At 57.8% G+C, this 25,138-nt stretch carries 28 protein-coding genes and 2 pseudogenes; 10 read left to right on the forward strand and 20 right to left on the reverse strand.

Annotation, left to right across the window (positions count from 1 at the left end; translation table 11 throughout):
• The first annotated feature begins 453 nt into the window (after window positions 1-453).
• A pseudogene (locus FJ145_07575) lies at window positions 454-1,682 on the forward strand (RtcB family protein).
• A 98-nt stretch (window positions 1,683-1,780) separates the two neighbouring features.
• Window positions 1,781-2,547, forward strand: a pseudogene (locus FJ145_07580) (RNA 3'-terminal phosphate cyclase).
• 298 nt (window positions 2,548-2,845) lie between these two features.
• On the opposite strand, the gene FJ145_07585 reads toward FJ145_07580, so the two are convergent.
• A complete protein-coding gene (locus tag FJ145_07585; GenBank protein ID MBM4261287.1) occupies window positions 2,846-3,754 on the reverse strand; it encodes an alpha/beta hydrolase in 909 nt (302 codons plus the stop codon).
• 317 nt (window positions 3,755-4,071) lie between these two features.
• Window positions 4,072-4,314: a hypothetical protein gene (locus FJ145_07590; GenBank protein ID MBM4261288.1), complete on the reverse strand. Its 243-nt coding sequence runs from the start codon at window positions 4,312-4,314 to the stop codon at window positions 4,072-4,074.
• A 116-nt stretch (window positions 4,315-4,430) separates the two neighbouring features.
• Here FJ145_07590 and FJ145_07595 point away from each other — a divergent pair, with 116 nt between their 5' ends.
• A complete protein-coding gene (locus FJ145_07595) occupies window positions 4,431-4,670 on the forward strand; it encodes a hypothetical protein (GenBank protein MBM4261289.1) in 240 nt (79 codons plus the stop codon).
• Between the two features lie 62 nt (window positions 4,671-4,732).
• On the opposite strand, the gene FJ145_07600 is transcribed toward FJ145_07595, so the two are convergent.
• The gene (locus tag FJ145_07600) at window positions 4,733-5,398 is read right to left on the reverse strand and encodes a metal-dependent transcriptional regulator (GenBank protein MBM4261290.1); all 666 of its coding nucleotides are present in this window, start codon (window positions 5,396-5,398) and stop codon (window positions 4,733-4,735) included.
• A gap of 156 nt (window positions 5,399-5,554) precedes the next feature.
• On the opposite strand from FJ145_07600, the gene FJ145_07605 reads away from it, so the two are divergent.
• The 7 genes from FJ145_07605 to FJ145_07635 all read left to right on the forward strand — a co-directional run bounded on the left by FJ145_07605 (window position 5,555) and on the right by FJ145_07635 (window position 13,707).
• A complete protein-coding gene (locus FJ145_07605) occupies window positions 5,555-6,592 on the forward strand; it encodes an ABC transporter ATP-binding protein (protein MBM4261291.1) in 1,038 nt (345 codons plus the stop codon).
• Between the two features lie 238 nt (window positions 6,593-6,830).
• Window positions 6,831-7,847, forward strand: a complete 1,017-nt coding sequence (locus FJ145_07610) for a Fe(3+) ABC transporter substrate-binding protein (protein MBM4261292.1) — start codon at window positions 6,831-6,833, stop codon at window positions 7,845-7,847.
• 23 nt (window positions 7,848-7,870) lie between these two features.
• Entirely contained in the window at window positions 7,871-9,559 is a 1,689-nt protein-coding gene (locus tag FJ145_07615; GenBank protein ID MBM4261293.1) for an iron ABC transporter permease, read from the forward strand.
• A 12-nt stretch (window positions 9,560-9,571) separates the two neighbouring features.
• Window positions 9,572-11,554, forward strand: coding sequence for a c-type cytochrome (locus FJ145_07620; GenBank protein MBM4261294.1), 1,983 nt, complete (start codon window positions 9,572-9,574; stop codon window positions 11,552-11,554).
• Window positions 11,554-12,240, forward strand: coding sequence for a DUF4198 domain-containing protein (locus FJ145_07625; GenBank protein ID MBM4261295.1), 687 nt, complete (start codon window positions 11,554-11,556; stop codon window positions 12,238-12,240). Before FJ145_07620 ends, FJ145_07625 begins: the two co-directional genes overlap by 1 nt.
• 169 nt (window positions 12,241-12,409) lie before the next feature.
• Complete coding sequence (locus FJ145_07630; protein MBM4261296.1) at window positions 12,410-12,658, forward strand: PEP-CTERM sorting domain-containing protein; 249 nt, start codon at window positions 12,410-12,412, stop codon at window positions 12,656-12,658.
• Between the two features lie 407 nt (window positions 12,659-13,065).
• Entirely contained in the window at window positions 13,066-13,707 is a 642-nt protein-coding gene (locus FJ145_07635) for a PEP-CTERM sorting domain-containing protein (protein MBM4261297.1), read from the forward strand.
• 36 nt (window positions 13,708-13,743) lie between these two features.
• Here FJ145_07635 and FJ145_07640 read toward each other — a convergent pair whose 3' ends face one another.
• The 17 genes from FJ145_07640 to FJ145_07720 all read right to left on the reverse strand — a co-directional run bounded on the left by FJ145_07640 (window position 13,744) and on the right by FJ145_07720 (window position 25,119).
• Entirely contained in the window at window positions 13,744-16,002 is a 2,259-nt protein-coding gene (locus FJ145_07640; GenBank protein ID MBM4261298.1) for a hypothetical protein, read from the reverse strand.
• A gap of 384 nt (window positions 16,003-16,386) precedes the next feature.
• Window positions 16,387-16,824, reverse strand: a complete 438-nt coding sequence (locus FJ145_07645; protein ID MBM4261299.1) for a 50S ribosomal protein L17 — start codon at window positions 16,822-16,824, stop codon at window positions 16,387-16,389.
• 3 nt (window positions 16,825-16,827) lie between these two features.
• Complete coding sequence (locus FJ145_07650) at window positions 16,828-17,847, reverse strand: DNA-directed RNA polymerase subunit alpha (protein ID MBM4261300.1); 1,020 nt, start codon at window positions 17,845-17,847, stop codon at window positions 16,828-16,830.
• Between the two features lie 30 nt (window positions 17,848-17,877).
• Window positions 17,878-18,504, reverse strand: coding sequence for a 30S ribosomal protein S4 (gene rpsD / locus FJ145_07655; GenBank protein ID MBM4261301.1), 627 nt, complete (start codon window positions 18,502-18,504; stop codon window positions 17,878-17,880).
• A gap of 19 nt (window positions 18,505-18,523) precedes the next feature.
• Window positions 18,524-18,961: a 30S ribosomal protein S11 gene (gene rpsK, locus FJ145_07660; protein MBM4261302.1), complete on the reverse strand. Its 438-nt coding sequence runs from the start codon at window positions 18,959-18,961 to the stop codon at window positions 18,524-18,526.
• A gap of 23 nt (window positions 18,962-18,984) precedes the next feature.
• On the reverse strand, window positions 18,985-19,368 hold the full coding sequence (rpsM, locus tag FJ145_07665) for a 30S ribosomal protein S13 (protein ID MBM4261303.1): 384 nt from the start codon (window positions 19,366-19,368) through the stop codon (window positions 18,985-18,987).
• Between the two features lie 99 nt (window positions 19,369-19,467).
• Entirely contained in the window at window positions 19,468-19,581 is a 114-nt protein-coding gene (gene rpmJ, locus FJ145_07670) for a 50S ribosomal protein L36 (GenBank protein MBM4261304.1), read from the reverse strand.
• A gap of 9 nt (window positions 19,582-19,590) precedes the next feature.
• Window positions 19,591-19,809, reverse strand: coding sequence for a translation initiation factor IF-1 (infA, locus tag FJ145_07675; protein ID MBM4261305.1), 219 nt, complete (start codon window positions 19,807-19,809; stop codon window positions 19,591-19,593).
• Window positions 19,810-19,839: 30 nt separating this feature from the next.
• On the reverse strand, window positions 19,840-20,598 hold the full coding sequence (gene map, locus FJ145_07680; protein ID MBM4261306.1) for a type I methionyl aminopeptidase: 759 nt from the start codon (window positions 20,596-20,598) through the stop codon (window positions 19,840-19,842).
• Entirely contained in the window at window positions 20,595-21,248 is a 654-nt protein-coding gene (locus FJ145_07685) for an adenylate kinase (GenBank protein ID MBM4261307.1), read from the reverse strand. Before FJ145_07685 ends, map begins: the two co-directional genes overlap by 4 nt.
• Window positions 21,249-21,262: 14 nt before the next feature.
• On the reverse strand, window positions 21,263-22,573 hold the full coding sequence (gene secY / locus FJ145_07690) for a preprotein translocase subunit SecY (GenBank protein MBM4261308.1): 1,311 nt from the start codon (window positions 22,571-22,573) through the stop codon (window positions 21,263-21,265).
• Entirely contained in the window at window positions 22,566-23,018 is a 453-nt protein-coding gene (locus tag FJ145_07695; GenBank protein ID MBM4261309.1) for a 50S ribosomal protein L15, read from the reverse strand. The genes secY and FJ145_07695 overlap by 8 nt, the downstream gene beginning before the upstream one ends.
• Before the next feature lie 2 nt (window positions 23,019-23,020).
• The gene (locus FJ145_07700; GenBank protein MBM4261310.1) at window positions 23,021-23,518 is read right to left on the reverse strand and encodes a 30S ribosomal protein S5; all 498 of its coding nucleotides are present in this window, start codon (window positions 23,516-23,518) and stop codon (window positions 23,021-23,023) included.
• Between the two features lie 27 nt (window positions 23,519-23,545).
• Window positions 23,546-23,899, reverse strand: coding sequence for a 50S ribosomal protein L18 (locus FJ145_07705; GenBank protein MBM4261311.1), 354 nt, complete (start codon window positions 23,897-23,899; stop codon window positions 23,546-23,548).
• Window positions 23,900-23,922: 23 nt separating this feature from the next.
• Window positions 23,923-24,474 carry a 50S ribosomal protein L6 gene (locus tag FJ145_07710; protein ID MBM4261312.1) on the reverse strand — a complete coding sequence of 184 codons (552 nt, stop codon included), beginning with the start codon at window positions 24,472-24,474 and terminating at the stop codon, window positions 23,923-23,925.
• Between the two features lie 39 nt (window positions 24,475-24,513).
• Window positions 24,514-24,918: a 30S ribosomal protein S8 gene (gene rpsH / locus FJ145_07715; GenBank protein ID MBM4261313.1), complete on the reverse strand. Its 405-nt coding sequence runs from the start codon at window positions 24,916-24,918 to the stop codon at window positions 24,514-24,516.
• A 15-nt stretch (window positions 24,919-24,933) separates the two neighbouring features.
• A complete protein-coding gene (locus FJ145_07720) occupies window positions 24,934-25,119 on the reverse strand; it encodes a type Z 30S ribosomal protein S14 (GenBank protein MBM4261314.1) in 186 nt (61 codons plus the stop codon).
• Between the last annotated feature and the right edge of the window lie 19 nt (window positions 25,120-25,138).

Below are 25,138 nucleotides of genomic sequence, written 5' to 3' on the forward strand. Positions count from 1 at the left end.
TAAACCCAGGGCGACCCACCGGTCGCCCCCACGAAAATCGTGGCGCCGAATGCTGTTGGGATTACATCACAACCCTAGTACGGATGTCTCAACAAAAACTTGTCGGCCCAGAAACTTGTAGGGGCAACCGGCGGGTTGCCCTCAGGGATGCACGTAGCGAATGCCGAAGATAACTACATGGGTCGCGGGTTCGACTCCCCCTGGCTCCGTCAAACGGGCCATAGCTCAGCGGGAGAGCAATGTTTCCTTCAACAATTTGTCGCCACTAAATGCGGTTAGAAAGAATGGTGCGAAAAGCGATAGAATATTGAAACTAGCGGCGAATGCCGAAGCAACTGCATGGCCTCGCGGGTCTTCGGGTGCAAGTCCTGAAGCGCAGTCAACTGCGCTAGCTCAGGACAGAGCAACGAGAAAACGCTTCTTCAAGAACTTGTCGCCGCCCGTGGGGGAAATATGTCAGAGAGCAACTACAACCTGATTCAGCCAGAGAATGGCGTGCCCATCAAGGCCTGGACCAAGGGCGTCGCCATTGAAGGTTCAGCGGAGAAGCAGCTGCGCAACGTCGCGACCATGCCGTTCGTCTACAAATGGGTGGCGGCGATGCCGGACGTGCATTGGGGCATCGGCGCTACTGTAGGGAGTGTGATCCCCACCAAAGGCGCGATCATCCCAGCCGCCGTCGGCGTCGATATCGGCTGCGGCATGATGGCGGTGCGAACAACGTTGAACGCCAGCCAACTGCCAGACAACCTGCGCAGCGTGCGCTCGGCAATTGAAAAGGCGTGCCGCACGGACGCACCAACAACGGGCGCAAGGGCGACCGCGGCGCGTGGGGCGAAATCCCCAAGCGCCAGATCGGCGTGTGGCGCCAGCTCGAGATGGGCTACAAAGCGATCACGGAAAAGTATCCAAACTTAGATCGCGGCAATGATGTGAATCACTTGGGCACCCTCGGCACCGGCAACCACTTCATCGAAGTGTGCCTGGACGAAAGTGACCGGGTTTGGTTCATGCTCCATAGCGGGTCACGCGGCGTCGGCAATCGCATCGGGACCTTTTTCATCGATCTGGCGCGCAACGATATGCGCAAGCATATCGCGAATCTGCCGGATCGCGACCTCGCTTACTTCGAAGAAGGCAGCGAGCACTTCGAAGACTATGTGGATGCCGTGCACTGGGCGCAGGAGTTTGCCATGTACAACCGTAAACTGATGATGGAGCAGCTGGTCGAAGCGGTGGAAAATTGCCGCGAGCTGCCGGAGTTTTCACTGACTGAAACGGCGGTGAATTGCCATCATAACTACGTCGCCCGCGAAGAGCACTACGGCCATGCCGTGTTCGTCACCCGCAAAGGCGCGGTGCGCGCCGGCAAGGGCGACATGGGGATTATCCCCGGCAGCATGGGGGCGCGCTCGTACATCGTGCGCGGCCTCGGCAATCTCGAGAGCTTCGAAAGCTGCAGCCACGGCGCCGGCCGCGCCATGTCGCGCAACGAAGCCAAGCGCCGTTTTACGATTGACGATCACATCAAAGCCACTGCTGGCGTCGAATGCCGAAAAGACGCCAATGTTATCGACGAAACCCCAATGGCGTACAAGAACATCGACGATGTCATGAACGCGCAGAAGGATTTAGTCGAGATTGCGCATACGCTGCGGCAGGTGGTGTGTGTGAAAGGATAGGCTTGAGGCGCGAGTTGAAAGGATGAAAGATGAAAGCGGAAGTATGAAAGAAGAGTTCGGACAATTCCACCTTCATAATTCCGCTTTCATAATTATTTATGTTGGTTATCGACGGTTCCTACCACGAAGGCGGCGGGCAGATTCTGCGCACCGCGTTGACGCTCAGTCGCGCGACGCGCACGCCGTTTCGTATCGAAAAGATTCGCGCCGGTCGCAAGCGGCCGGGGCTGTTGCGCCAGCATCTGGCGGCGGTGAGGGCCGCGAGAAGGTCTATTTGCCGGTGCTACACCGTATCGGCACGAACATTCAATGCGAACTGCTCAAGGCGGGATTCTATCCGGCAGGCGGCGGCGCGATGACAGTTGCTATTCAACCCGCCGCTCAGTTGAAATCGCTCGATCTGACCCAGCGCGGCCAAGTGCGCCGCAAGCTCGCGCGCGCGCTGGTGGCCAACCTGCCGCGCAGCATCGGCGAGCGCGAGCTTGCCGTCATCGCTAAAAAGTTCGCGCTGACGCAGGACGAAGTAAGAGTCGAACATGTTTCGTCACCGGGTCCGGGTAATATCGTCATGTTGGAAATCGAGAGCGACCGCGTCACCGAGATTTCCACTGGTTTCGGCGAGCTCGGCGTGCGTGCGGAAACCGTAGCGGAACGCGCCTGCGCCAAGGCGCGGCGCTATCTGGCGTCGAGCGCTCCCGTTAGCGAGCATCTGGCGGATCAGTTGCTGTTGCCGTTGGCCTTAGCGAAAGGCGGCGTGTTTACCACCCTGCCGTTGTCAGCGCATACCAGGACGAATATCGATACGATTAAGAAATTTCTCGCGACCAAAATTCATGTCCGCGAAGCCAGCGCGGGCACCTGCTGAGCTAGGAGAACCCATGCCGAGAATCGCGTTAGATCTAAACAACCTCGATGATCTGAAAAAAGTAAGCCCATTGGCGTCTCGGCCCCGGACTCGTGCCCGGTCAGCCCAACGAAGGGTTGGTCGCGCAGCTTTTGAATACGCCAGCACGTCTGCCTGAGTACGACGATTCGAGGGTGAATAAGTGCAAGGGGAAAGGCTACCGGACAGAGCCAGGACAAAAGAACTAACCCTCGCTGGGTGATCGATTATGCTGATCCGACGGATCCGACCGATCGGTCTGAAGGTTCAACCCGACACGCTACCCGCCCACACTCAACCCCATCAGCGCCAACGCGGCGCGTCCGCCGATACCGTAGGGGTTGCCCATGGTTTCCTGCATCTCGAAGTGATTGAGCCCTTCGCCAACCAAAAGTTCCACCGGTTTGCCGGCGGCTTTCAGCGCTGCGGCGAAGTCGCGGTTTTGGCGCTGAAACTCGGGCGTCTCCTGCGTGCCATAGGCGAGTGTCACCGGACAGTTTAGTTTATCGAGATGGCGCTGCGAGCTGAGCTTCTCTTCCACCTCGTCGGTGAATTTTACATACTCGCTGCGCTTGGACATGCGCACCGGTTTTAAGTCGTACATGCCGCTGACGCACAAACCGCCTTTGACGATGTTCGGCGGCAAACCAAACTCTTTTTGCCAATCGGTGACGAGTATGCACCCGGTGAGATGCCCGCCCGAGGAGTGGCCCGACAGGTAAATTCTATTTGGGTCGCCGCCAAAGCTCGCCGCGTTCTTGTAAACCCACGCCACGGCGCTGCGCACTTGTTGCGCCATCGGCAGCAAATTGCCGCCGGCGTCAGCGATCTGAACGAAATCTAAAATCACGTAATGCGCCCCCGCGTTGACGAACATCTCCGCCGCGAAAGCAAAATCCCTCGCCGCGCCATTGCGCCACGCGCCGCCGTGGGTAAAAACCATCACCGGCGCATTGGGCTTTTTGGTCTTATAGATGTCGAGCTTCTCGATTTCGCTCGACCCATAAGCGCGCCGCTCCGGCGGCATGCGCTTCAACACCGACTCGCTGGCGACTTTGCGCCGCAATGCCAACAGCGGTTGATTCGGTGCGTAGACGGTCTGGTCGTAGGCGTCGTCTAGTGCTTTCTGATCCATGTCCAACCAAACGATTGGACCTTTAACCCGCGTTTCCGTAGCTGTGCCGGCCATCTTTTTCTCCGTGTCAGACTATTGCCTATTGCCTACTTTTCTATGCCATAAAACCGCTTGGCGTTGGTCGCCAGCACCGCGGCTTTATCCGCCTGATTGATATCGTCGCGCTCCAGGAAGAACGGCACCTAGGTCACGCCGCCTTCGAGAAAGCCGACGCGCAATTTCGGAAAGCGATCGAACACGCCGTAGGACAACATCGCTGCGGCTTGGGTCATGAGGCCGAAGGGATGGCCTAAAGCGTGCACCGGATAGTAAACTCCAATCGAGTCCATGCCCAAATGCTGCAGCGCGCACCGATCGAGATCTCTTTCGCTTTATAATCGGCTTCTATTTCCGCCACGGCTTCGCCCAAGTCCGGGTTGCTCGCCGACAAAGAAACCTGCTGCTGCAGGCGCTACGGCGGGTATCGATTCTTTCTCGCCGCCTTCTAGATAATGAAAATGAATGTGATCGAAGGCAGGAAAAACTTCTTGGCGATTGCCCGCCGGCATGAACTTCGAGATTTCGTCCATGTGCGGCCGGTCGTTGACGTGGCCGTCGGCGTCGATGATTTGCATGGGGCGTTCCTTTCGTAGAATCTCTCCGCCTATAACAAGTCTCGAAGCGAGCGTCTAGTTGAAAATCTTACAAATTACGCGATAATCGAAACATTCCACACAGCGGAGCCCAATGCATGGCGCAAGCTAAAAACAAAGCAGAAGTAAAGCTACAACAGTTGATCGCCGGCGCAAAGCAAAAGAACATCGAGATCCGCACTGAGAAGTTGCTGCGGGAGATCGGTTATAGGACTCATAGCGGGCGCTGCAAGGTGCGCGGCCAGGACGTCATCCTATTGGACCGCGACGCGTCGATCCACGACCAGATTGAATTTCTCACCACCGTACTCGCCGAGAACGCGCCCAACCAAAGCTAACGTGGATGGGCTGACGGTTTGAACGGCTTGAACCGTTGGAACGATTTGAACGTTCTTGTAGTTTAGTGGACGCGGATTTTTTTGGCGGCTTCGATGCCCAAGGAGAATTCGTCGGCACCGACTTTGAGCGTCATCATGCCAAGAGATGGCGCGACATCGACGACGTTGACTCTGGCTCCCGGCACCAGGCCGTGATTTTCCAAGAACCCCAAAAGCCGCACGTCTCGTTCGCCACCTTCGGTAATGAAATCGAGCTGAACTTGCTGTCCGTCGGACGCTTCGCTTAGCGGCACCGTCTTGGGAAGCTTGCCGGAACCGGTACCGGGAATCGGATTGCCATGCGGACAAGTGGTCGGGTTGCTTAATAGTTTGGCCAAGCGCTCTTCCACCTCTTGCGAGATCGCATGCTCAAGGCGATGGGCCTCTTGATGCGCCTTGACCCAGTCCAGACCCAACAGGTCGGTCAAGAAGCGCTCCGTCAGAAAGTGGCGCCGCACGATTTTCTCAGCGACCTTGCGGCCGTCTTCGGTCAGATGGATTTCTTTGCGCCGGTTAATGGTCACGTAGCCTTCACTGGCAAGGCGGCGCAGCGTGGCGAATATCGTCGAAGGCGAAACTCCGGTCTCGGCGGCGATGCGCGCGGCGATCACCGGCTGGTTTTCATCGGCCAGTTGGTAGATCGCTTTGAGGTAGTCTTCCAGCGCATGGGTGATTTTGGGCGTTTCCACGGTATGGGTGCATGCTATTTGAGGAACCCGTCAAGTGCAAGAGAGTCATCGAAATGTTATTTTTCGCCTGGGCGAAAGTCTCGGCAGCGCCGTATCTTTTTTGCCCTCGCGTCTGGAACTCTAACGTGGATTTAGATAATAAACGCGAAACCCACTATGGCTGTCATCCAACTCGATAAGATTACGAAACGCTTCAACGAAGTGTTCGCAGTCAAAGGCTGCGATCTCGAGGTCGCGTCGGGCGAGATCTTGGCTCTGTTGGGCCCATCGGGGTCCGGTAAGACGACCTTATTGCGGCTGATTGCCGGATTTGAAAAACCCAACGACGGCAAGATCGTCATCGGCGACCGCACCGTCGTCGACGTAGCCCAGAGCATTTGGCTGCCGGCCGAAGCCCGCGGCGTTGGCATGGTGTTTCAGGACTATGCCCTGTTTCCCCATCTCACCGTAAGTCAAAACATCCAGTTCGGCCTAAATCAAAAAAACAAGGCGGAAAATCAGGCCCGCGTCGCCGAGCTGCTGCGCGTCACCGAGTTGCAACCCTACTCCGAGCGTTACCCGCACGAGTTGTCCGGCGGCCAACAGCAGCGCGTCGCGCTGGCGCGTGCGCTGGCGCCGCGCCCGCCGGTGGTCTTGCTTGACGAAGCGTTCAACGGCCTCGATCCGGAGCTGCGACCGCAAATGCGCAAAGAAGTGGCGGCGGTCCTGCGCCAGATGAAAACCGCTGCGGTGCTGGTCACCCACGACCAGGAGGAAGCCCTCGGCATGGCCGACAAAGTAGTGGTGATCCGCAATGGCGAAGTGCAACAGGTGGGATCACCGGAGGACGTCTATCACAGCCCGGCGACGGTCTTTGTCGCTAATTTCGTTGGCCATGCTGATTTCATTCCGGGTGTGGTCGCCAATGAACGGGTGCAGACAGAGTTCGGCGAATTTCCCTGCGGCACGCGTGTCGCTAGCGGGCCGGTGCAAGTGATGATTCGCCATGAAGCGGTCAACGCCAAACCCGGCGGCGTCCTCGCCACGGTTGAAGAACGCGAGTTTCTCGGCGGCGAAATCCTTTACCGTCTGCGCCTCCCCTCCGGCGCGACGGTTCATTTCGAGCAACGCCGCCCCGTGCACTGGCCAGTCGGCCATCAGATCGCCATCGAAGTCCATCTGCCCCACGCCGTCGTCTTCCCCGAGCCTCAATAGGCAACAATTTCGCCTGAGTTTGCGCTCGTAGGGTGGCAGCTTCGCCGTCAGCCCATACCTGCGCCATGAGCTTAAGTGCTAATTGACAAAGCCCGATGTTTTGATTATACGAAGATTTATAATTTGGTTCGCAGCAAATAGAGTTTGCCGAATTCGCATTCATGTTGACAGCGGGTAGCAACATTGAAACTGAGCTAGGCCAATCGGAGGAATCTTGAAACCCTTTTCGCGCGCGAAATTGTTGAGTTATGCACTGACACTGGCGCTGCTTTCGTGGTCTGCCGTGGCCCAGACGCAGTCAAAAACTTTGAACCTCTACACCGCGCGCCACTATTCCACCGATGAGGCATTCTATAGCGGCTTTACGAAACTGACCGGCATCAAGATCAACCGCATCGAAGGCGGCGAAGACGCCCTCTTCGAGCGCATCAAAGCGGAGGGCGCAGCCAGCCCAGCGGATGTTTTTCTCACCGTCGATGTCGCGCGCATCTGGCGCGCCGAGCAGGCAGGGATTTTTGAAGCGCTCAAGTCGGCCGTATTGACCAAGCAAGTACCGGCGCATTTTCGTGCCGCCAACAACACCTGGTTCGGCTTCTCGTCGCGCGCCCGAGTCATCGCCTACGACCGCAGCAAGGTGAGCCCCGGCGACATCGCGCGCTACGAAGACTTGGCGGGTCCAAAATGGAAGAAAGAAATTTGCACGCGCTCAAGCAGTCATCCTTATAACCTCTCGCTCATCTCGAGCATGATCCATCACTTAGGCGAAGACAAAGCGCGCGAATGGGCGCGCGGCGTGGCCGGCAATCTAGCGCGGCCGCCGCGCGGCGGCGACACCGATCAACTGAAAGCGGTCGATGTTGGCGAATGTTCCATCGCCCTCGCCAATCACTACTACTACCTGCGCCTGCTGCGCTCGGCCAAAACGGAGGACCGAGCGCTGGTCGAAAGAGTCAAAATCGTCTGGCCCAACCAGAATGATCGGGGCACCCATCTCAATATCTCGGGCGGCGGTCTGCTCAAGACCGCGCCCAACCGCGATGGCGGAATTAAGTTTCTCGAATACCTGGCGAGCGACACCGCGCAGACTTACTTTGCCAACGGCAACAATGAATGGCCGACGGTAAAGGGCGTCAAGCTCGACAATCCCGCCCTGGAGCAGTTCGGCCGATTCCGCACCGATTCCTTACCGCTGGCAAAGCTTGGCGAAACTCAGGCGGCGGCGCAAAAAATGGCCGATCAAGTCGGCTGGAAGTGATCGTCCAGCGCAGCTAGCTCGCTATGACAACGCTCGCGGCCACGCTTCGCACGCGCGTTTTCAAAGAGGAATCCCTCAATCGCATCGGCGCACTCGGCTTCGTTTCGCTGGTCACGGCAGCGCTGGTCGTAGCCCCGATCGTCGCTGTGGTCTGGAATATTGTTCTGCCCAGCGAAGCGACCTGGTCGCACCTCGCCTCCACGGTCCTGCCGGAGTACATTCTCAACACTTTGTTATTGCTCGCGCTCGTCGCCGTCGGCGTGATCACGAGCGGTGTTTCAGTCGCCTGGCTGGTGACCAACTATCGATTTCCCGGCCAACGCATTCTCGAGTGGGCACTGGTCCTGCCCATGGCGATGCCAGCCTACGTCATGGCCTACGCCTACACGGATTGGCTGCAAGCGGCCGGGCCAGTGCAAACAACGCTGCGCGAACTAACCGGTTGGCGCGTGCGTGAATACTGGTTCCCGGAAATCCGCTCGCTGCCCGGCGCCGCCGCCATGCTTTCCTTTGCGCTCTATCCTTATGTGTATTTGCTCGCGCGCAGCGCCTTTATCGATCAATCGCGCAGCACCCACGAAGCCGCCCAGCTCGCCGGCTACGGCGTGTGGGGACGCTTTTGGCATGTGTCGCTGCCGCTGGCGCGCACCGGCATTGTCGCCGGCGCGGCGCTCGCGTTGATGGAAACCCTGGCCGATTTTGGCACCGTTTCTTATTTTGCCGTGAACACTTTCACAACCGGCATCTATCGCGCCTGGCTATCGCTCGGCGATGCGGTGGCGGCAGGGCAGCTGGCGACCTGCTTGCTGGTGTTTGTCTTTACCATGCTCGCCATCGAGCGCCGCCAGCGCGGCCGGGCGCGCTACGCCGGCAAGCGCAATCCCATGCCGCCGCAGCCACTGAGCGGCTGGCGAGCTTGGGGTGCTTGCGCTTTGTGCAGCGCGCCGATTGCGTTTGGCTTTGTCATTCCCGCGGCGATCTTGCTCAAACTCACGCTCACCAATCCCGAGGTACAGTTCGGCGCGCACCTCTACGGCCTGGTCTTCAATACCTTTATTCTCGCCGGCATCGCCGCCGTCGCTGCCGTCGCCGTCGCGCTCCTGCTCGCCTACGCGGCACGCACGCTGACGAGCCCGCTGGTGCACGGCGCCAATCGCGTCGCAGTCCTAGGCTACGCGCTGCCCGGCGCGGTGATCGCCGTCGGCATTCTTTTTCCGCTCGGGATAATCGACAACGCCGTGATAGCGTTGCTGCGCGAATACTTCGGCATCAAGTCCGGACTGCTGTTAACCGGCTCCCTGGTGGCTTTGATCTATGCCTATCTGGTGCGGTTTTTGACTGTGGCTTTTCAAACCGTCGAAGCCGGACTGACGCGCGTGACACCGTCGATGGACGATGCCGCGCGCAGCCTGGGCTTGTCGCCGGCACGCACGCTGGTACGCGTGCATGCGCCGATCATGCGCGGCAGCATGGCCACCGCGGCGCTGCTCGTGTTTGTCGATGTCATGAAAGAATTGCCGGCCACGTTTGCCATGCGGCCGTTTAACTTTGACACGCTGGCGATAGAAGCTTACAACTTGGCCAAGGACGAACGCATCGCCGAAGCGGCGCTGCCCGCGCTGGTGATGGTCGCCATCGCGCTGGTGCCGCTGGTGCTCCTGTCGCGCCAGATCGCGGCTTCCGCTCGACGCTCAAGGGAAAACATCCATTGAGATGAGATCACTATGATCAACCGCTCGGCCCGCCTGCGCTGCACACTTATTGTTTCGTTGCTGGCAATTCCTGTGCTGACCCATCGGGCGCTAGCGGCCGACGAACCACGCAAACTGGTGGCACTCCTCGACTACCTGGGCAGTGATTACAAAAACGCGGTTAAAGACGGCAAGATACTCAGCAAAGACGAATATCAGGAGATGCAGGAGTTCGCTAAGCGCGGCCAGGAACTGTTCAGCCAACTCAAGCAACAAGATAACGGCGACAAAGCCGGCATCCAAGCAGCGGTCGAAACCCTTGCCGCCCATGTCGCCAGCAAAGCCGATCCCAGCGCGGTTGCCGAGCTCGCCCAGAGCGCCAAAGACAAACTGATCGCCGCCTACAATATCGTACCGTACCCCAGGCGGCTGCCTGCGCTCGCCACTGGCAAAAAAATCTACGAAGAGAACTGCGCGCAATGCCACGGCGCCACCGGCAAAGGCGATGGGCCAGGGCGTGAGTCGATGAACCCTAAGACACCGCTGCCGGCCAACTTCACCGACCCGGAACGGATCGGCGGTCTATCGCCATTCAAAGCTTACAACACCACGACCTTTGGCATCGACGGCACCGCGATGGCATCATTCGCTGCGCTCAGCGAAGAACAACGTTGGCAAGTGGCGTTCTACATCTTCTCGCTGCGCTTCACCGAGGAAGCAGCCAAGGCCGGCGCGGCGCTCGCCAAAGCCAAGAATTTGCCGGCGGAGCTGCGCACAACCGCGGCGCTGGCGACCAGCGCCGACGAAATCTTGTTGGATCGATTGAAGGCGATCGCGCCACAGCAAGCCGACGCCATGACTCTGCTGGCTTACCTGCGTCGTGGCATGCTGGAAACCAAACTTGCCGATCCGCTGTCGATTGCCCGCGGGCTCATGCGTGAAGCTGTCGAACTCTACGGCAAGCGCGACAAGGAAAGAGCCTACCAGAAAGCCGTCGAAGCCTATCTTGACGGCTATGAATTTGCCGAGCCCACCTTGGTCGCAAAAGACGCCGCCCTGGGCCGCGGCATCGAGGCGCAGTTCACCCAGATGCGTAACGCCATGAAGCAAGGCGAGGCGGCCGAAGCGATCCAGAAACGCCACTTAGAAATCGAAGTCAAACTCGATCAGGCGGCGAAACTGCTTGCCAGCGACGATAGCTTTACAGGCTATTACGCCTTCGCCAACTCGGCGCTGATTATTTTGCGCGAAGGGTTGGAAGCGTCGCTCATCATCGCCGCCATCCTCGCCATGCTGAAAGTCGTCGGCGCCAGCGAAGTCACCAAATACATTCATCTGGGCTGGGTTCTAGCGCTGGTCGCCGGCGGGCTCACCTGGTTGGCGACCGAGACGGTGCTGACGCTCAGCGGCCAACACCGCGAGAGCATGGAAGGGTTCATCTCGGTGTTTGCGGCGATTGCATTATTCTACGTCGGCTATTGGCTGCACACCCGTTCGGAGGCGCGCCGCTGGCGCGAATTCATCGAGGACAGAGTCAAAGCCGGCATCTCCAGCCACCGCGTGCTCGGCCTGGTCGGCATCTCCTTCTTCGCGGTCTACCGCGAAGCCTTCGAGCTCGTGCTCTTCTATCAAGCGCTTTGGCTGCAAAACGAAACCGCCCATGGCGCCGTGCTATGGGGCTTTGCCGCGGGGTTTGCCGTTCTGCTGCTGGCGACATTTGCGATCCTCAAGCTCGGCATGCAGATTCCGCTGAAATATTTTTTCACCGCCACTGGCACGCTGCTTTACATTGTCGCGTTTATATTCGCCGGCAACGGCATCAAAGAGTTGCAGGCCGCCCAGTGGGTGCCAACCACACCGCTGCCAGCGCCGCAGGCGATCCCTTTTCTCGGTATTTATCCGACCATGGAAACGCTGGGCGCGCAGCTGATCATGTTGTGCGCTTTTATCGCCACATCTTTGTGGATGTCCAAACAACGGCAGATCGCTAGTCATCCTATCAAGGATACCCGATGATGAAGACCGACAAGTTAATTTTAGCGTTCGCGGGATTGGCCTTATCCATTGCCACCCAAGCTAAGGCGCACTATCTCTGGCTTGAGCGTGACGGCAACGGTCCGGCCAAAGCCTATTTCGGCGAATATGCCGACGATCGCCACGAGAAAGCCGGCGGCTTGCTCGACCGCTTTACCAATCTACGCGCATTCTTGGCCTCACCCAAAGATATGCTGGTCGTCGAAAAACGCAGCGAAGGATTTGACATCGCCGCCAAAGGCGCCGGCGATCTGCGCGCCTTTGATGACAGCATCGCCGCGCGCCCAGACAGCGAAAGGGGCGGCAAGACCCGCACGATTTATTATGCCAAAGCAGGACGCGCCGAGACCGCGGCTAAGTTAGATTTCGAGTTGGTGCCGGCGGCGGCCAATGGCAAAGATTTCACACTGCTGCTACGCGGTGCACCGCTCGCTAAGACTGAGTTGACGGTTTTCGCACCGTCGAAGTGGGGCAAAACTCTCAGCACCGATGATAAAGGCCGGGTCACGCTGCCCCTGCCCTGGGCCGGCCGCTACGTCGTCGAAGTCGTCCACTTCGAAGACAAACCCAGCGGCGAAGGCGATGGTAAGTACGACCGCACGCGCCACATCACGTCGATCTCGTTTACCGAGCCGAATGGGATGCGTTGGGTCGAGAAGCGCCGGTAATAAGGCCGGTCGCAAAGTGTCTTTAGTCGGAACAAAATAAACTGCATAAATTGAGCTGAACAACGTCACAAAGCCTAGCGGCCAACGGCACGAACCTAGAGCCCAATGTCACCAACGAGTGAACTGGGCTCTTTTGGTTCACGGATCGACGTCGCGCAAGGCAAAGTTGATGACGGCGCCGGTCCAGGCGATCCCAGCCAGTTTCAGCTCGTCTGGACCGCCGCCAATGGCACTTGCTTGCGCACCAATGCGACTAGCTGTGAGAGCAACGTGTCGGCCTCCTGGTCAGCCAGCATCAGCGCAACCGGATTGCCGGCGCAAAACTCCGGAACCCTCTTCACTGCTACTGACTACTGTAGGTGCTGGATTAGTCGGCGCCGCCGTCATCCGGCGCGAGCAGAACGCTCGCCTGAGGTAACTTCGCTCACAACGGCATCGGCCCGCGATCAACGGGCCGATGCCTTTCTTCGTGTGCAATAACCTTGAGCATTACCAAGAACTAGAAAGAAACCGCATTTTTGTCATCATTTGCAGAAGAGTGGTCATAAAAATTACAATCCCAATTTGAAAATTCACTATATGGCACAAGAGGTTAGATATTGGAAAAAATTGGTCGCAATAAAATGCAACAAAACTTTACACATCACTCAAGTACGAGACAACAAAAACATAGTTATTTCAAATACATACAACAAGGCGCAATAATTGCGTCAGAATGGTATAAATTTGCCAGAGCGGCCCCAGATTTCGGTGTTTGAGTCGCGTGTGGGCGTTGTTTTGTGTTCTAGCTGGTTATCTACGACAGACCAAAAACTGGAGTGTTAGATGCTGAAGAGGTTTCTTGGTTTACTCGCCTTAGTCTTTTGCTTAGTCCCTGGAACTGGCCGGGCAGCACCGATCTTTAGTGATAATTTTAATGTCGAAACTCTCGGGGTGAACTACAATTCATTCCTGCAGTGGACTGTCACCAATGGCACCGTAGACCTTATTGGAAATCCGAATTTCTTCGATTTACTCCCGGGCAACGGAAGATATGTCGACCTTGATGGCACTGCACGTGATCCAGGCGTCATGCGGTCGGGTGCATTATCTCTTGTGGCGGGCGTGACGTATGAACTGAAGTTCAGCCTCGCTGGCTCCCAGCGCGGAGACGCGCCGAATACAGTGACATACGGAATCGACCTCAATTCCGATGGGGCTTTGGAACATTTCGGTAGCCAGACTTTGCCGAGTGCTGCCAGTTTCAGCGTGTTCACTCTGACCTTCACGCCGGGAGCCAATACCAACATCGCGCGTATTCAGTTTGGTCAAACCGACGTCGGTGCCACGGACGACATCGGGCTCATCTTGGATAACGTTGAACTCAACTCACTTACCGCAAGTGTGCCAGAACCCGCATCTCTCCTCCTTCTTGGAGCAGCTGCCATCTATGGTTTGGCCCGGTGGCGTAGAAAACCAGTACGGTGACTATCTAAGGAAGAAGCTGACTGAATCGGGGCGTCCTTACAAAACATCCGCCTGATCCATGGAACCGTCCGCGTAGTACACGATAACGCGGAAGCGATTCGACGGATACTGTTCAAACCAAAAGTGGCCGTTGCCCTGACCGTCGTATTGCGTTGCGACAATCCAGTTGTAGCCATTGAACGGAGTTTCCCAAACGCCACCGGTGTCGCTCAGGATGGTCACCCTGCGGGCCTGGCCGCGCAATCCCGAAACGCTCACGTGGAAATCGGCGGCACCATTTGGAGCCGTCTGATTAACTCGTCCCACCTTGTCTTCGCCAGTGATACCTAAATAACTTGCCCGCAGCGGAGCGCTGCCGGTTACACCGCCACCTGTATTGCTGGCTTCCACGTCATCGTTGGAACCATCAGCGTAGCGCGCGATGACACGAAATCGGTTTGACGGATACTGTTCGAACCAAAAATGGCCGCTGCCTTGACCATCGTACTGAGTTGCGATGATCCAATTGTAGCCATTGAACGGGGTTTCCCAAACACCGCCGGTGTCGCTGACAATCGTCACTTTATTCGGTGTGCCGCGCAGGCCGGAGACACTCATGTGGAAATCAGCCTTGCCATTGCCGCTGGTCTGATTGATTTCCCCCACTCTGTCCTCGCCCGTCACTCCCAAGTTGATCGCCCGGAATTGGCCGCCGCTCGCTGCCGGGGCATTGCCCGCATCGGCTGTTGCGGTCGTGCCATCGGAATACCAGACCTGGACTCGGAAAATGCTGGAAGCGAAAGGCTCAAACCAGAAGTGTGCGTTACCTTGACCATCGTACTGGGTTGCGATGATCCAATTCTGTCCGTTGAAAGGGGTCTCCCAGATGCCACCGGAATTGCTTGTGATTCTCACCCTCGTTGGGGTCGCGCGCAGGCCGCCAGCCGCGATATGAAAATCCGCGGTTCCGTTGGGCGTGTTTTGATTCATTTTTCCAACCTTGTCTTCACCGGTGATGCCGAGATTGGTTGCGGTGATGACCGTCACCGGTTGAGGTATGGTGGGAGGCGGAGGGGGAGGCGGCGTGATAACAACCGGCGGTGGGGGAGGCGGTGTAACTCCAGAGCCTGCCGTCCACGGGCCAGGTCTCGCTCCGGTGGCGATCACCAGCTGATCGAACAAAACATACGTGTCCTCTTTCATAGCGACGCCGCTGCCGCCGGCAAGGACATTGAACCAGGCCGCCCGGACGCCCAAATTGTTATGCCCGACGTTGCGGAAATTGACATTGGTCTTTTGGTAGCGCAGCTCGCCGTCAAGCCAAGCCTCCATAACGCCGTTAGCCTGCCCGGGAGTGTTCATTTTCACGTGGACCTCGACTAAATACCATTTGTCATTGACTAAACCCGGAACCCCGTAGCCGCAGGCCGGCGTGGAGCCGTATGGGCCGCCACCGAAACCGTAGGTGCTAGTGCAGGGGCCGTTCATACTGCCGCGCCCATCACCATCCCAATAGATAGCTGAATAGCGGGTGCCGCCATTGACACCATCCCAGTACAGATAGGGGTACCAGCCAAAACGCGTTGTGGCATTGGGGTTGCCGCCTTCCGCGCATGGGTTGCGCCATCCGTTCGCCCCGACACCGCAGATCTGATAAGTCAGACGCAACGACCAACATTCCGTCCCACGGGTCGGCCCCTCGCCGCCATTGCCACACTGTTCGCTGGGCGTGTTCTGATAACCATTGGTTGCGTCGGACAGGCCAGGAAATTTTCCACCGCCGCCCTGTGGCGACCCATCGGAAGTCGCGTAATTCTCCGGGTCGAAGTTCGGAGCCAATTTCATATAGTAGCGCATATAGATTTCTTGTTGGGGAACGCATCCAAGCGTCGCGTGGCTGCATCCGCCCTGGCCGGGAATAATCCAGTTCTGCGCCATGTACGCGCCGCCACCGTTCCGCCAACTGTTCATGTTGACTTTAAGACAGGAGCCGGAGAGACAGCCCGTTGTGACGATCTGCGTACTGGCCACCGAGGCGGCATCCACCGGGTAGCGATAGAAACGCCGGCCGTCGAGCGCGCTTCCCGTGTCGCCTTGGTCGCGGTACCAGCCGCCTTGGTGCCATGTTGTGGACTCCCACGGCTCACACTTGAGAATATCCGCGCGGCCAGCGAGGCCGCCTTCGGACTCGCAGCCGGCAACCGTCTGCCCCCATCCATCTTGGTGCGTCACCAACGGCAGGCAAACCACCAGAGCCCCAAAAACCAAAAAAACTAATCTGCGGTGCAAACAAAAAACTTTGGCAGACATATCCATAGCTGTGATCGCTCCCATCTTTGTTTTGGCGTAAATGGCTCTTGCAGCGGCCCGAGTAGATCGGCCGTTTCCGGAACTCCTGCCATCGGGGTGTCGTCGCGGATAACGGCAGGACTGTCTCTCAGTAAAAGCTCCTGACGGTAGAATCCAATTAGTGTGCCATCATATCGACACTCGATAGTCGTTGCCCAATAGCGCCCACAAACGTACAAAAGGCTTCAAGACGACGATCAGCGCATGAACTTTGCGATAGTGGTGCAGGGAAAAATCTACAGGCGAACGCACCCAAATCCATCCACGACTCAATAAGTAGATAGACAAACAGCACAAAAAAGCCGGAGGCGGTAAACCGCTCTCCGGCCTTTCCGAGTTCTCGGTTGGAGACTAGGCGCGCTGCTGCGCCTGTTGTTGGGCTTCGCGCCGTCTCGCACGGCGGCCTTTTTTCGGCGCCGCGACTTTTTCCTCGGCACCGACCACCAGCTCGATAATCGAGACCGGCGCGGCGTCGCCGCGGCGGATGCCGATCTTGATGATGCGGGTATAGCCGCCGGGGCGGTCTTTGAAGCGCGGCGCGATGGTGTCGAACAGTTTGCGCACAACCAGCTTGTCTTGCACGATCGCCAGCGCCTGGCGGCGCGCGTGCAAACTGCCTTGTTTACCGAGTGTGATCACACGATCGGCCCAGCGCCGCAGCTCCTTGGCTTTGGCATCGGTGGTTTGAATTTTTTCTTCGCGCAACAGCGCCGTAACCAAATTGCGCATGAGCGCCCAGCGATGGCTGGAGTTGCGGCTTAGCTGCCGGCCTGACTTTAGGTGACGCATGGCTTAAGCGGTCTCTTTCTGCTGGGCGCGCTTGCGCGCGTCTATCTCTTCACGCGGCGGAAAGTGGTCGACCTTCATGCCCAGCTCCAAGCCCATTTCGCGCAGGATCTCCTTGATCTCGTTGAGCGACTTGTGGCCAAAGTTCTTGGTCTTGAGCATTTCCTGCTCTGATTTCTGCACCAGCTCGCCGATGTATTTGATATCGGCGTTTTGCAAACAGTTTTGCGAGCGCACGGAAAACTCTAACTCATCGACGCTGCGGAACAGATTGTCGTTAAGCGGAATCGACGGCCCATCGTCGCGCTTTTCGGCGCGCGGCTCGTCCTGAAAGTTGACGAAAATGCTCAGCTGGTCTTGCAAAATCTTGGCGGCGTAGGCCATGGCATCGTCGGGCTTGACGCTGCCGTCGGTGTGCACTTCAAATACGATGCGGTCATAGTCGGTGCGCTGGCCGACGCGCGCGTTGGTGACACTGAAGTTTACTTTGCGCACCGGCGAGAAGACCGCGTCGATGAAAATCGTGTCCACCGGCAGGTTTTCTTCCTTGTTGCGCTCCGCCGGCACGTAGCCGCGGCCCAGCTTGGCGATCATTTCCATTTCCAACTTGGCATCGCGCGACAGAGTGGCGATCTTATGCTCGGGGTTGAGCACTTCGATGGACGGCGGCGCAATGATATCCTTCGCCGTCACCACGCCAGGCCCCTTGGCTTCGATCTTCAATGTTTGCGCCTCGCCCTCATGGGCGCGCAGGCGCACTTCTTTCAAATTCAAAATGATATCGGTGACGTCCTCGGTAACGCCGGCAACGGTCGAGAACTCATGTAGAATGCCTTTGATGCGCACGGCGACGATCGATGCGCCCATGAGCGAAGACAAGAGGATGCGGCGCAGCGAATTGCCGATGGTCTGGCCATAGCCGCGCTCAAAGGGCTCAGCGTAAAACTTACCGTACGTGGCGCCCAGGCTCTTTTCATCCACCTCCAATTGCTTCGGTTTAATCAACTCCTCCCAATGTTTATACATGATGGACATGGTTTCTCCCCGCTATCCGAATTACTTCGAATACAACTCGACGATCAATTTTTCGTTTATGGGCATCGTAATGTCGCTGCGCGTGGGGAAGATTTTGATGCGCCCGCTAAACGATTCGCGGTCCAACTCCGCCCAATCCGGCACGCCGCGGCGCTGTGCCCCTTCGAGCGCGGTCAACACGCGGCCCATCTGCCGGCTCTTTTCTTTGATGGAAATGACATCGCCCACGCGCACGGAATACGAAGGAATATTGACCTTCTTGCCGTTCACCAAAATATGCCCTTGGCGCACCAGGGTGCGCGCCTCGGCGCGCGAGCTGGAAAAGCCAAGCCGGTAGGTGGCGTTGTCAAGGCGCCGTTCCAGCAAAATCAACAGGGTCTCGCCGGTAATACCTTTAGTACGCGCCGCTTCGGCAAAGGTACGGCGAAATTGATTTTCCAATAGGCCGTACATGCGCTTGACCTTTTGTTTTTCGCGCAGCTGAATGCTGTACTCGGAAAACTTCGGCCGCCCTTGGCCGTGCTGCCCTGGCGGATAGTTGCGCCGTTCGATGGCGCACTTGTCGGAATAGCAGCGCTCACCCTTGAGAAACAGCTTTAAATTCTCGCGCCGGCATAGGCGGCACACGGAATCGGTGTATCTAGCCAATCCTTCCTCCTCTCGCTAATCAAACCCGTCGACGCTTCGGCGGACGGCAACCATTGTGGGGTATCGGGGTTACGTCTTTGATCAAGCTAATGTTGATACCGGCGGACTGTAACGCGCGCAACGCCGATTCCCGGCCGGCGCCCGGGCCGCGCACGAAAATTTGCACGCTGCGCAAGCCATGGTCCATCGCTTTCTTTGCCGCGCTATCGGCGGCTTGCTGGGCCGCGAAGGGAGTCCCCTTGCGCGAGCCTTTGAAACCCATGGCACCGGCGCTCGACCAGGAAATCACGTTGCCTTGATAGTCGGTAATCGTGATGATGGTGTTGTTAAACGTCGAATGGATGTGCACCACGCCTTCGGCGATGTTTTTTCTGCCGCGCCGCTTGCGCGCCGCCGCCTTATCTTCGCCCTTACCGGCTTCTTTTTTCTCTTCGCCGCCTTCGTCAGCTCTTGCCATAAAATCGATTCTCCTAAATTCGCTTAGCCCTTGGACGGCGCTTGTTTCTTGCCGGCCACCGTCTTACGCGGCCCCTTGCGCGTGCGCGCATTGGTGTGGGTGCGCTGCCCGTGCACCGGCAGATTCCTGCGATGGCGCAAACCGCGATAGGAGTTCATATCGAGGTGGCGCTTGATATTCGCCGTCACGTCGCGGCGCAGATCGCCTTCGACTTTGTAGCTTTGATCGATGACAGTGCGGATCTTGACGACGTCATCGTCGGTCAAATCGTCGCTCTTGAGATCGAGGTTGATACCCGCCTGTTTCAGGATGCTTCGCGACATGCTCCGGCCAATGCCATAAATGTAGGTTAGCGCAACTTCCATGCGCTTGGCCCGGGGTAGATCAACGCCTGCGATACGCGCCATAGATCCTCACTTCGTTCGGAATTTCAAATTCCAGATCCCAAATTTCAGATTTCAGTGGCGGGCGACCAGCCGGTCGCCCCTACAACTCTTTCGATTACACTATCCTTGCCGCTGTTTGTGCTTGGTGTTTTCGCACAGCACGCGGACCACGCCCTTGCGCCGGATCACTTTGCATTTGTTACAAATCTTTTTCACCGAGGCTCTTACTTTCACGACTCGCTCCTATCGCTCGCGGAACACGATTCGGCCGCGCGCCAAATCGTAGGGCGACAGCTCGATTTTCACCTTGTCGCCCGGCAGAATTTTGATGTAGTGCATGCGCATCTTGCCGGAAATATGGGCCAGGACTTTGTGACCGTTGTCCAACTTAACGCGAAACATCGCGTTGGGCAGAGTCTCTAGCACCGTGCCGGTGACTTCGATCGCATCTTCTTTAGCCATAGATTGCTTCGCGCATCTGCTTACATCCCATTAAAGTTGGCTCAAAATGTACGGACCGTTCTTGGTCACCGCTACCGAGTGCTCAAAATGCGCCGCCAGGCTGCCGTCCTTGGTCACCGCGGTCCAGCCGTCGTCGAGAATCTCCACTTCGTAGCCGCCGATGTTGACCATGGGTTCGATCGCCAGCACCATGCCTTCCTTCAGACGGATGCCGCGGTCTGGCTCGCCGTAGTTCGGCACCGGCGGCTCCTCGTGCAGCCTCTTGCCGATGCCATGGCCGACAAACGCGCGCACCACCGAATAGCCGGCGCCCTCGGCAATCTCCTGCACGCGATGGCCCAAGTCGCCGAGCCGTTTACCTTCATGCAGCTGCTGGATCGCTTCATAGAGCGAATGCTCTGTCACTGCCATCAGCCGCCGCGCCTCGTCGCTTATCTTTCCCACCCCCACCGTCACCGCCGAATCGCCATAAAAACCTTCGTAAATCACACCGTAGTCGAGGCCAATGATATCGCCTTCGCGCAACGCCCGGTTGGACGGTATGCCGTGAACGATTTCGTTGTTCACCGACGCGCACAAGCAGCGCGGATAAATCCGCCCGGCAACGTTGTAGCCTTTGAACGCCGGGATGGCGCTTCTCTTTAGCGTCATCTCTTCGGCGATGGCGTCGAGATCCAAAGTCGTAACGCCCGGGGCCACACTTTTCTTTAGCTCCTCCAGCACCTCCGCAACAATCACATTTGCCCGCCGCATGATCCCGATTTCTCGAGCCGTCTTGAGCGAGATCACTGCACTAAATCTCCTAGCGCCGCATACACCCGGGTGCGAATCTCATCGATAGTGCCGACCCCATCCACCTCACGCAACAAACCTTGCTTGGCGTAGTAGCTCGCCAGCGGCGCCGTCTGACTTTCGTAAACATCGAGACGCTTCTTAATGGTGGCTTCCTGATCGTCGTCCCGCTGAAACAACTCGCCGCCGCACTTATCGCATACCCCCTGAGCGCGGGGCGGGTCGAAGGTAATATGGAACAGCGCGCCGCATTTCCGGCAAGTGCGGCGACCGGACAACCGTTCAACGATTTCGGCGTGCGGCACCCGCACCGAAAGCACGCAATTGAGCGGCTGCCCCATGCGTTTCAACGTTGCGTCCAGGCTTTCGGCCTGGGGGATGGTGCGCGGAAAGCCGTCAAGGATAAAACCCTGCTTGCAATCGTCAGCCGCCAGGCGCTCGCCGACTATGTTGATAATCAGATCGTCGGGCACCAGCGCACCTCGGTTCATGAAATCGGCGGCCTGTTTGCCCAACGCGGTCTGATCGGCTACTGCCTTGCGCAAGATATCCCCCGTCGATATCTGCGGCGCAGCAAACTTTTCTTGCAACAGCTTCGCTTGAGTGCCCTTGCCTGCCCCGGGCGCACCCAGCAAAACCAGCCGAATTGCCTTGGCCAAGCCTACCCTCGTCTCCCGCGCAGCCGGCCTCGCTTCATGAAACCCTCGTAGTTGCGCGAAATCAGGTGCGTCTCTATTTGGGCCACGGTGTCGAGGGCAACGCCAACGACGATCAACAGCGCCGTGCCGCCAAAGTAAAAGGGCACGTTGAACTGACCCACTAAGATCGTCGGCAAGAGCGATACGATGCAAAGATAAATAGCGCCGCTCAACGTGATGCGTGACAGCACGCGCTCGATAAACTCGGCGGTCTTCGGGCCGGGCCGAATGCCCGGAATATAACCGCCAAACTTCTTCATGTTCTCGGCGACGTCCGCCGGATTGAAAACCACAGCGGTGTAGAAAAACGCAAAAAAGATAATCAAGACGACAAAAACGACATCGTGCAGCCAGGCACCGGGAGCGAGAGCCGTGGAGACCGCTTGCACCCAAGGATAGTTGGCAAACTGCGCCAGCGTTGCCGGAAAGATCAAGATCGACGAGGCAAAGATCGGCGGAATCACGTTGGCGGTGTTGATCTTGAGCGGCAAATGCGAAGTCTGGCCGCCGTACATTTTGCGCCCGACGACGCGTTTGGCATATTGGACCTGAATCCGCCGTTGACCCCGCTCGACAAAAATGATGGCGCCCACCACAAGCACGCTCAGGACCAAAATCAGCAGGGCCACCAGCACACCCATCTCACCCTCGCGAACAAATTGGAAAGTAGTGGCCACGGCCGACGGCAGCCCGGCCACTATGCCAGCAAAGATGATCAGCGAAATGCCGTTACCGATGCCCCGTTCGGTGATCTGCTCGCCCAGCCACATGATAAACGCGGTGCCGGAAGTCAGGGTGATCACGGTCATGATGCGGAAATTCCAGCCCGGGTCGAGCACCAAACTATGGCCACCTGGGCCGCGCGTGCCTTCCAATCCGACGCTGATCATGATGCCTTGAACGATCGACAAGACCACCGTGCCATAGCGCGTGTACTGGGTAATTTTCCGGCGGCCGGCTTCACCTTCTTTGGATAGCCGCTCCAGATACGGAAAGACGACCGTCAGCAATTGCAGGATAATCGACGCGCTGATGTAGGGCATGATACCCAACGAAAAAACCGAAAACTGTTCCAGCGCGCCGCCCGAAAATAGGTTGAGAAAGCCGAACAGCGTGCCCTTTTGTTGTTCGAAAAAAGCCGCCATCGCCTGGCGATCGATTCCCGGCGTCGGCACGTGAACGCCCAAGCGGTAAACCGCTAGCATCGCCGCGGTAAACAACAGCCGCTTCTTGAGCTCGGGAACGCGCGCCGCGTTCTGAAATCCACTAAGCATGGATCGCGATCAACTCCGTCTTGCCGCCGGCTGCTTCGATTTTTTCTTTGGCTTTGGCGGAAAACCCGTGGGCTTTGACCGTCAACGCTTTGGACAACGCGCCGTCGCCAAGAATTTTCACTTGCCGCTCTTTGCCGCGCACCAAACCCTTTTCTGACAGGGCTTGCGGCGTAATCTCACTGCCAGCATCGAAGACTTCGAGCTGCTGCAAATTAATCACCGCCACGTCCACTTTAAAAGGGCTACGAAAGCCGCGCTTTGGCAGGCGCCGCTGCAGCGGCATCTGACCGCCTTCGAAGCCGGGGGCGATATTGCCGCCGGAGCGCGCCCCTTGACCTTTGTGACCACGGCAAGAAGTTTTGCCATGCCCCGAGCCGTCACCCCGCCCCACCCGCTTGCGCTTGCGATTTGACCCGGGAGCCGGTTTCAGTTCATCCAGTTTCATGATTAGCGAATCTCCGCCAAAACTTTACCGCGCCGATCGGCGATCTCGTCGGGCGTGCGCAGATCGCGCAAGGCCTCGAAGGTCGCCTTCACCATGTTGTGCGGATTGTTAGAGCCAATGCATTTGGTCAATACATTTTGAATGCCCGCCGCCTCCACCACCGCCCGCACGCCGCCGCCCGCGATAACGCCGGTTCCATCGGAGGCGGGCTTGAGCATGACATAGCCCGCGCCAAAATGACCGGTCACTTCAAACGGAATCGTGCCGTCCATGACCGGCACACGGATCAGATTCTTCTTGGCCTGCTCAAGGCCCTTGCGAATCGCTTCCGGCACCTCGTTCGCTTTACCCATGCCGTAACCGACCACCGCGTGATTGTCCCCAACCACCACCAGCGCGCTGAAACTAAAGCGTCGCCCACCCTTGACCACTTTGGCAACGCGGCTGATGTGAACGACTTTTTCTTTGAGCTCTAGACCCTGCGAGTCAATCCGTTCCAAAGAGACCTCATCTTCGCGCTAGCGCGGTTAAAATTGCAATCCGCCTTCACGGGCGCCGTCGGCCACCGCTTTGACGCGGCCGTGATAGAGAAATCCGTTGCGGTCGAAAACCACCTGATTAATATTTTTTTCTCTGCACAGCTTGGCAAGCGCCATCCCCACCTGTTTCGCGACTTCAATGCCCTTGCCGTCATGGATGCCGTCCGACAGGCTCGAAACCGCCGCCAAGGTTTTGCCTTGAGCGTCGGAAATCACTTGCGCATAGATGTGCTTATTGCTGCGAAACACACAAACCCGCGGCCGCGCGTCGCTGCCCGTGAGCTTCTTACGCACCCGCGCTTGGCGCCGCACCCGTGGGCTAATATTCTTCTTGCTCGACATAGACCAACCTCAAAAACTCAAAACTAAGAGCCGCCGCCGGAACCCACGGCCTTGCCGGCTTTGCGTTTAATAAATTCTTCACGGTACTTGATGCCCTTGCCCTTGTACGGTTCCGGGCCGCGCAGCTCGCGAATCTTGGCCGCGGTCTCGCCCAGCACCTGGCGGTCAGCGCCGCTCAAGGTGATCACCACCTGCCGTTCCACCGCCGCCGAGATCCCCGCAGGCAGCTTAAACACCACGGGATGCGAATAGCCGAGCGTCATGTGCACCTCTTGGCCCTTGACTTCGGCGCGGTAGCCAACGCCGTTAATCTCCAGCACGCGGCTAAAACCGGCGCTTACCCCTTGGGCCATGTTGGCGATCAGTTTGCGTGTCAGGCCATGCAGTGCACGCATCTTGCGCTCGTCGTTGGCGCGCTCGACCCGCACTACGTTGCCGTCGACTTTGACGCTAACGCCCGCGGGAATCGAGGTTTGCAACTTCCCCTTGGGACCTTCGAGCCGCACGTCGCTGCTTTGCACGGCGATCTTGACCCCGTTGGGGATAGTGATGGGCAGCTTTCCAATACGCGACACTTTACACCTCTAAAAGCACCGAGGGTTGCTACACTCCGCTTACCAAATCGAACACAACAGCTCGCCGCCGACCTTGGCTTTCTGTGCTTCACGGTCCACCAGAATCCCACGCGGCGTCGATAAGATATTGATGCCCAGGCCTTTACGGATCGGCGTTACATCCTGGGTGCCGACATAGACACGGCGGCCAGGGCTGCTGACCCGCTTCATGCCGGCAATGATCGGCCGATTCTCACGGTCAAAGCGCAGTTGAATCAGCAGCTCATCGCCGCCGCCTGCAGCGGCTTTGACTTTTTTCAGCTCTTTTAAATAACCTTCATCGACCATCACCTTGGCGATGTTTTCTTTCACTCGCGAGTAGGGCACCGAAACTTTTTGGTGGCGCGCCCGAGCGGCGTTGCGAATGCGGGTTAGCATATCGGCGATTGGATCAGTCATTCCCATGTGAATCTCCGCTGCCTACCAGCTGGCCTTGATCAAACCCGGAATATGGCCCTTGCGCGCATGATCGCGCAGGCACAGCCGGCACATGCGAAAGCGCCGAAAAAAGGCGCGCGCCCGGCCGCAGAGCGGGCAGCGATTGTATTCTCGCACTTTGAACTTATTCGGTCGTTCCGCTTTGATTCGTAGACAAGTCTTCGCCAATGGCCTTCTCCCTAAAGTA

This window comes from Deltaproteobacteria bacterium (assembly GCA_016874755.1).
In the GTDB taxonomy this organism is placed as follows: domain Bacteria; phylum Desulfobacterota; class Binatia; order UBA9968; family UBA9968; genus DP-20.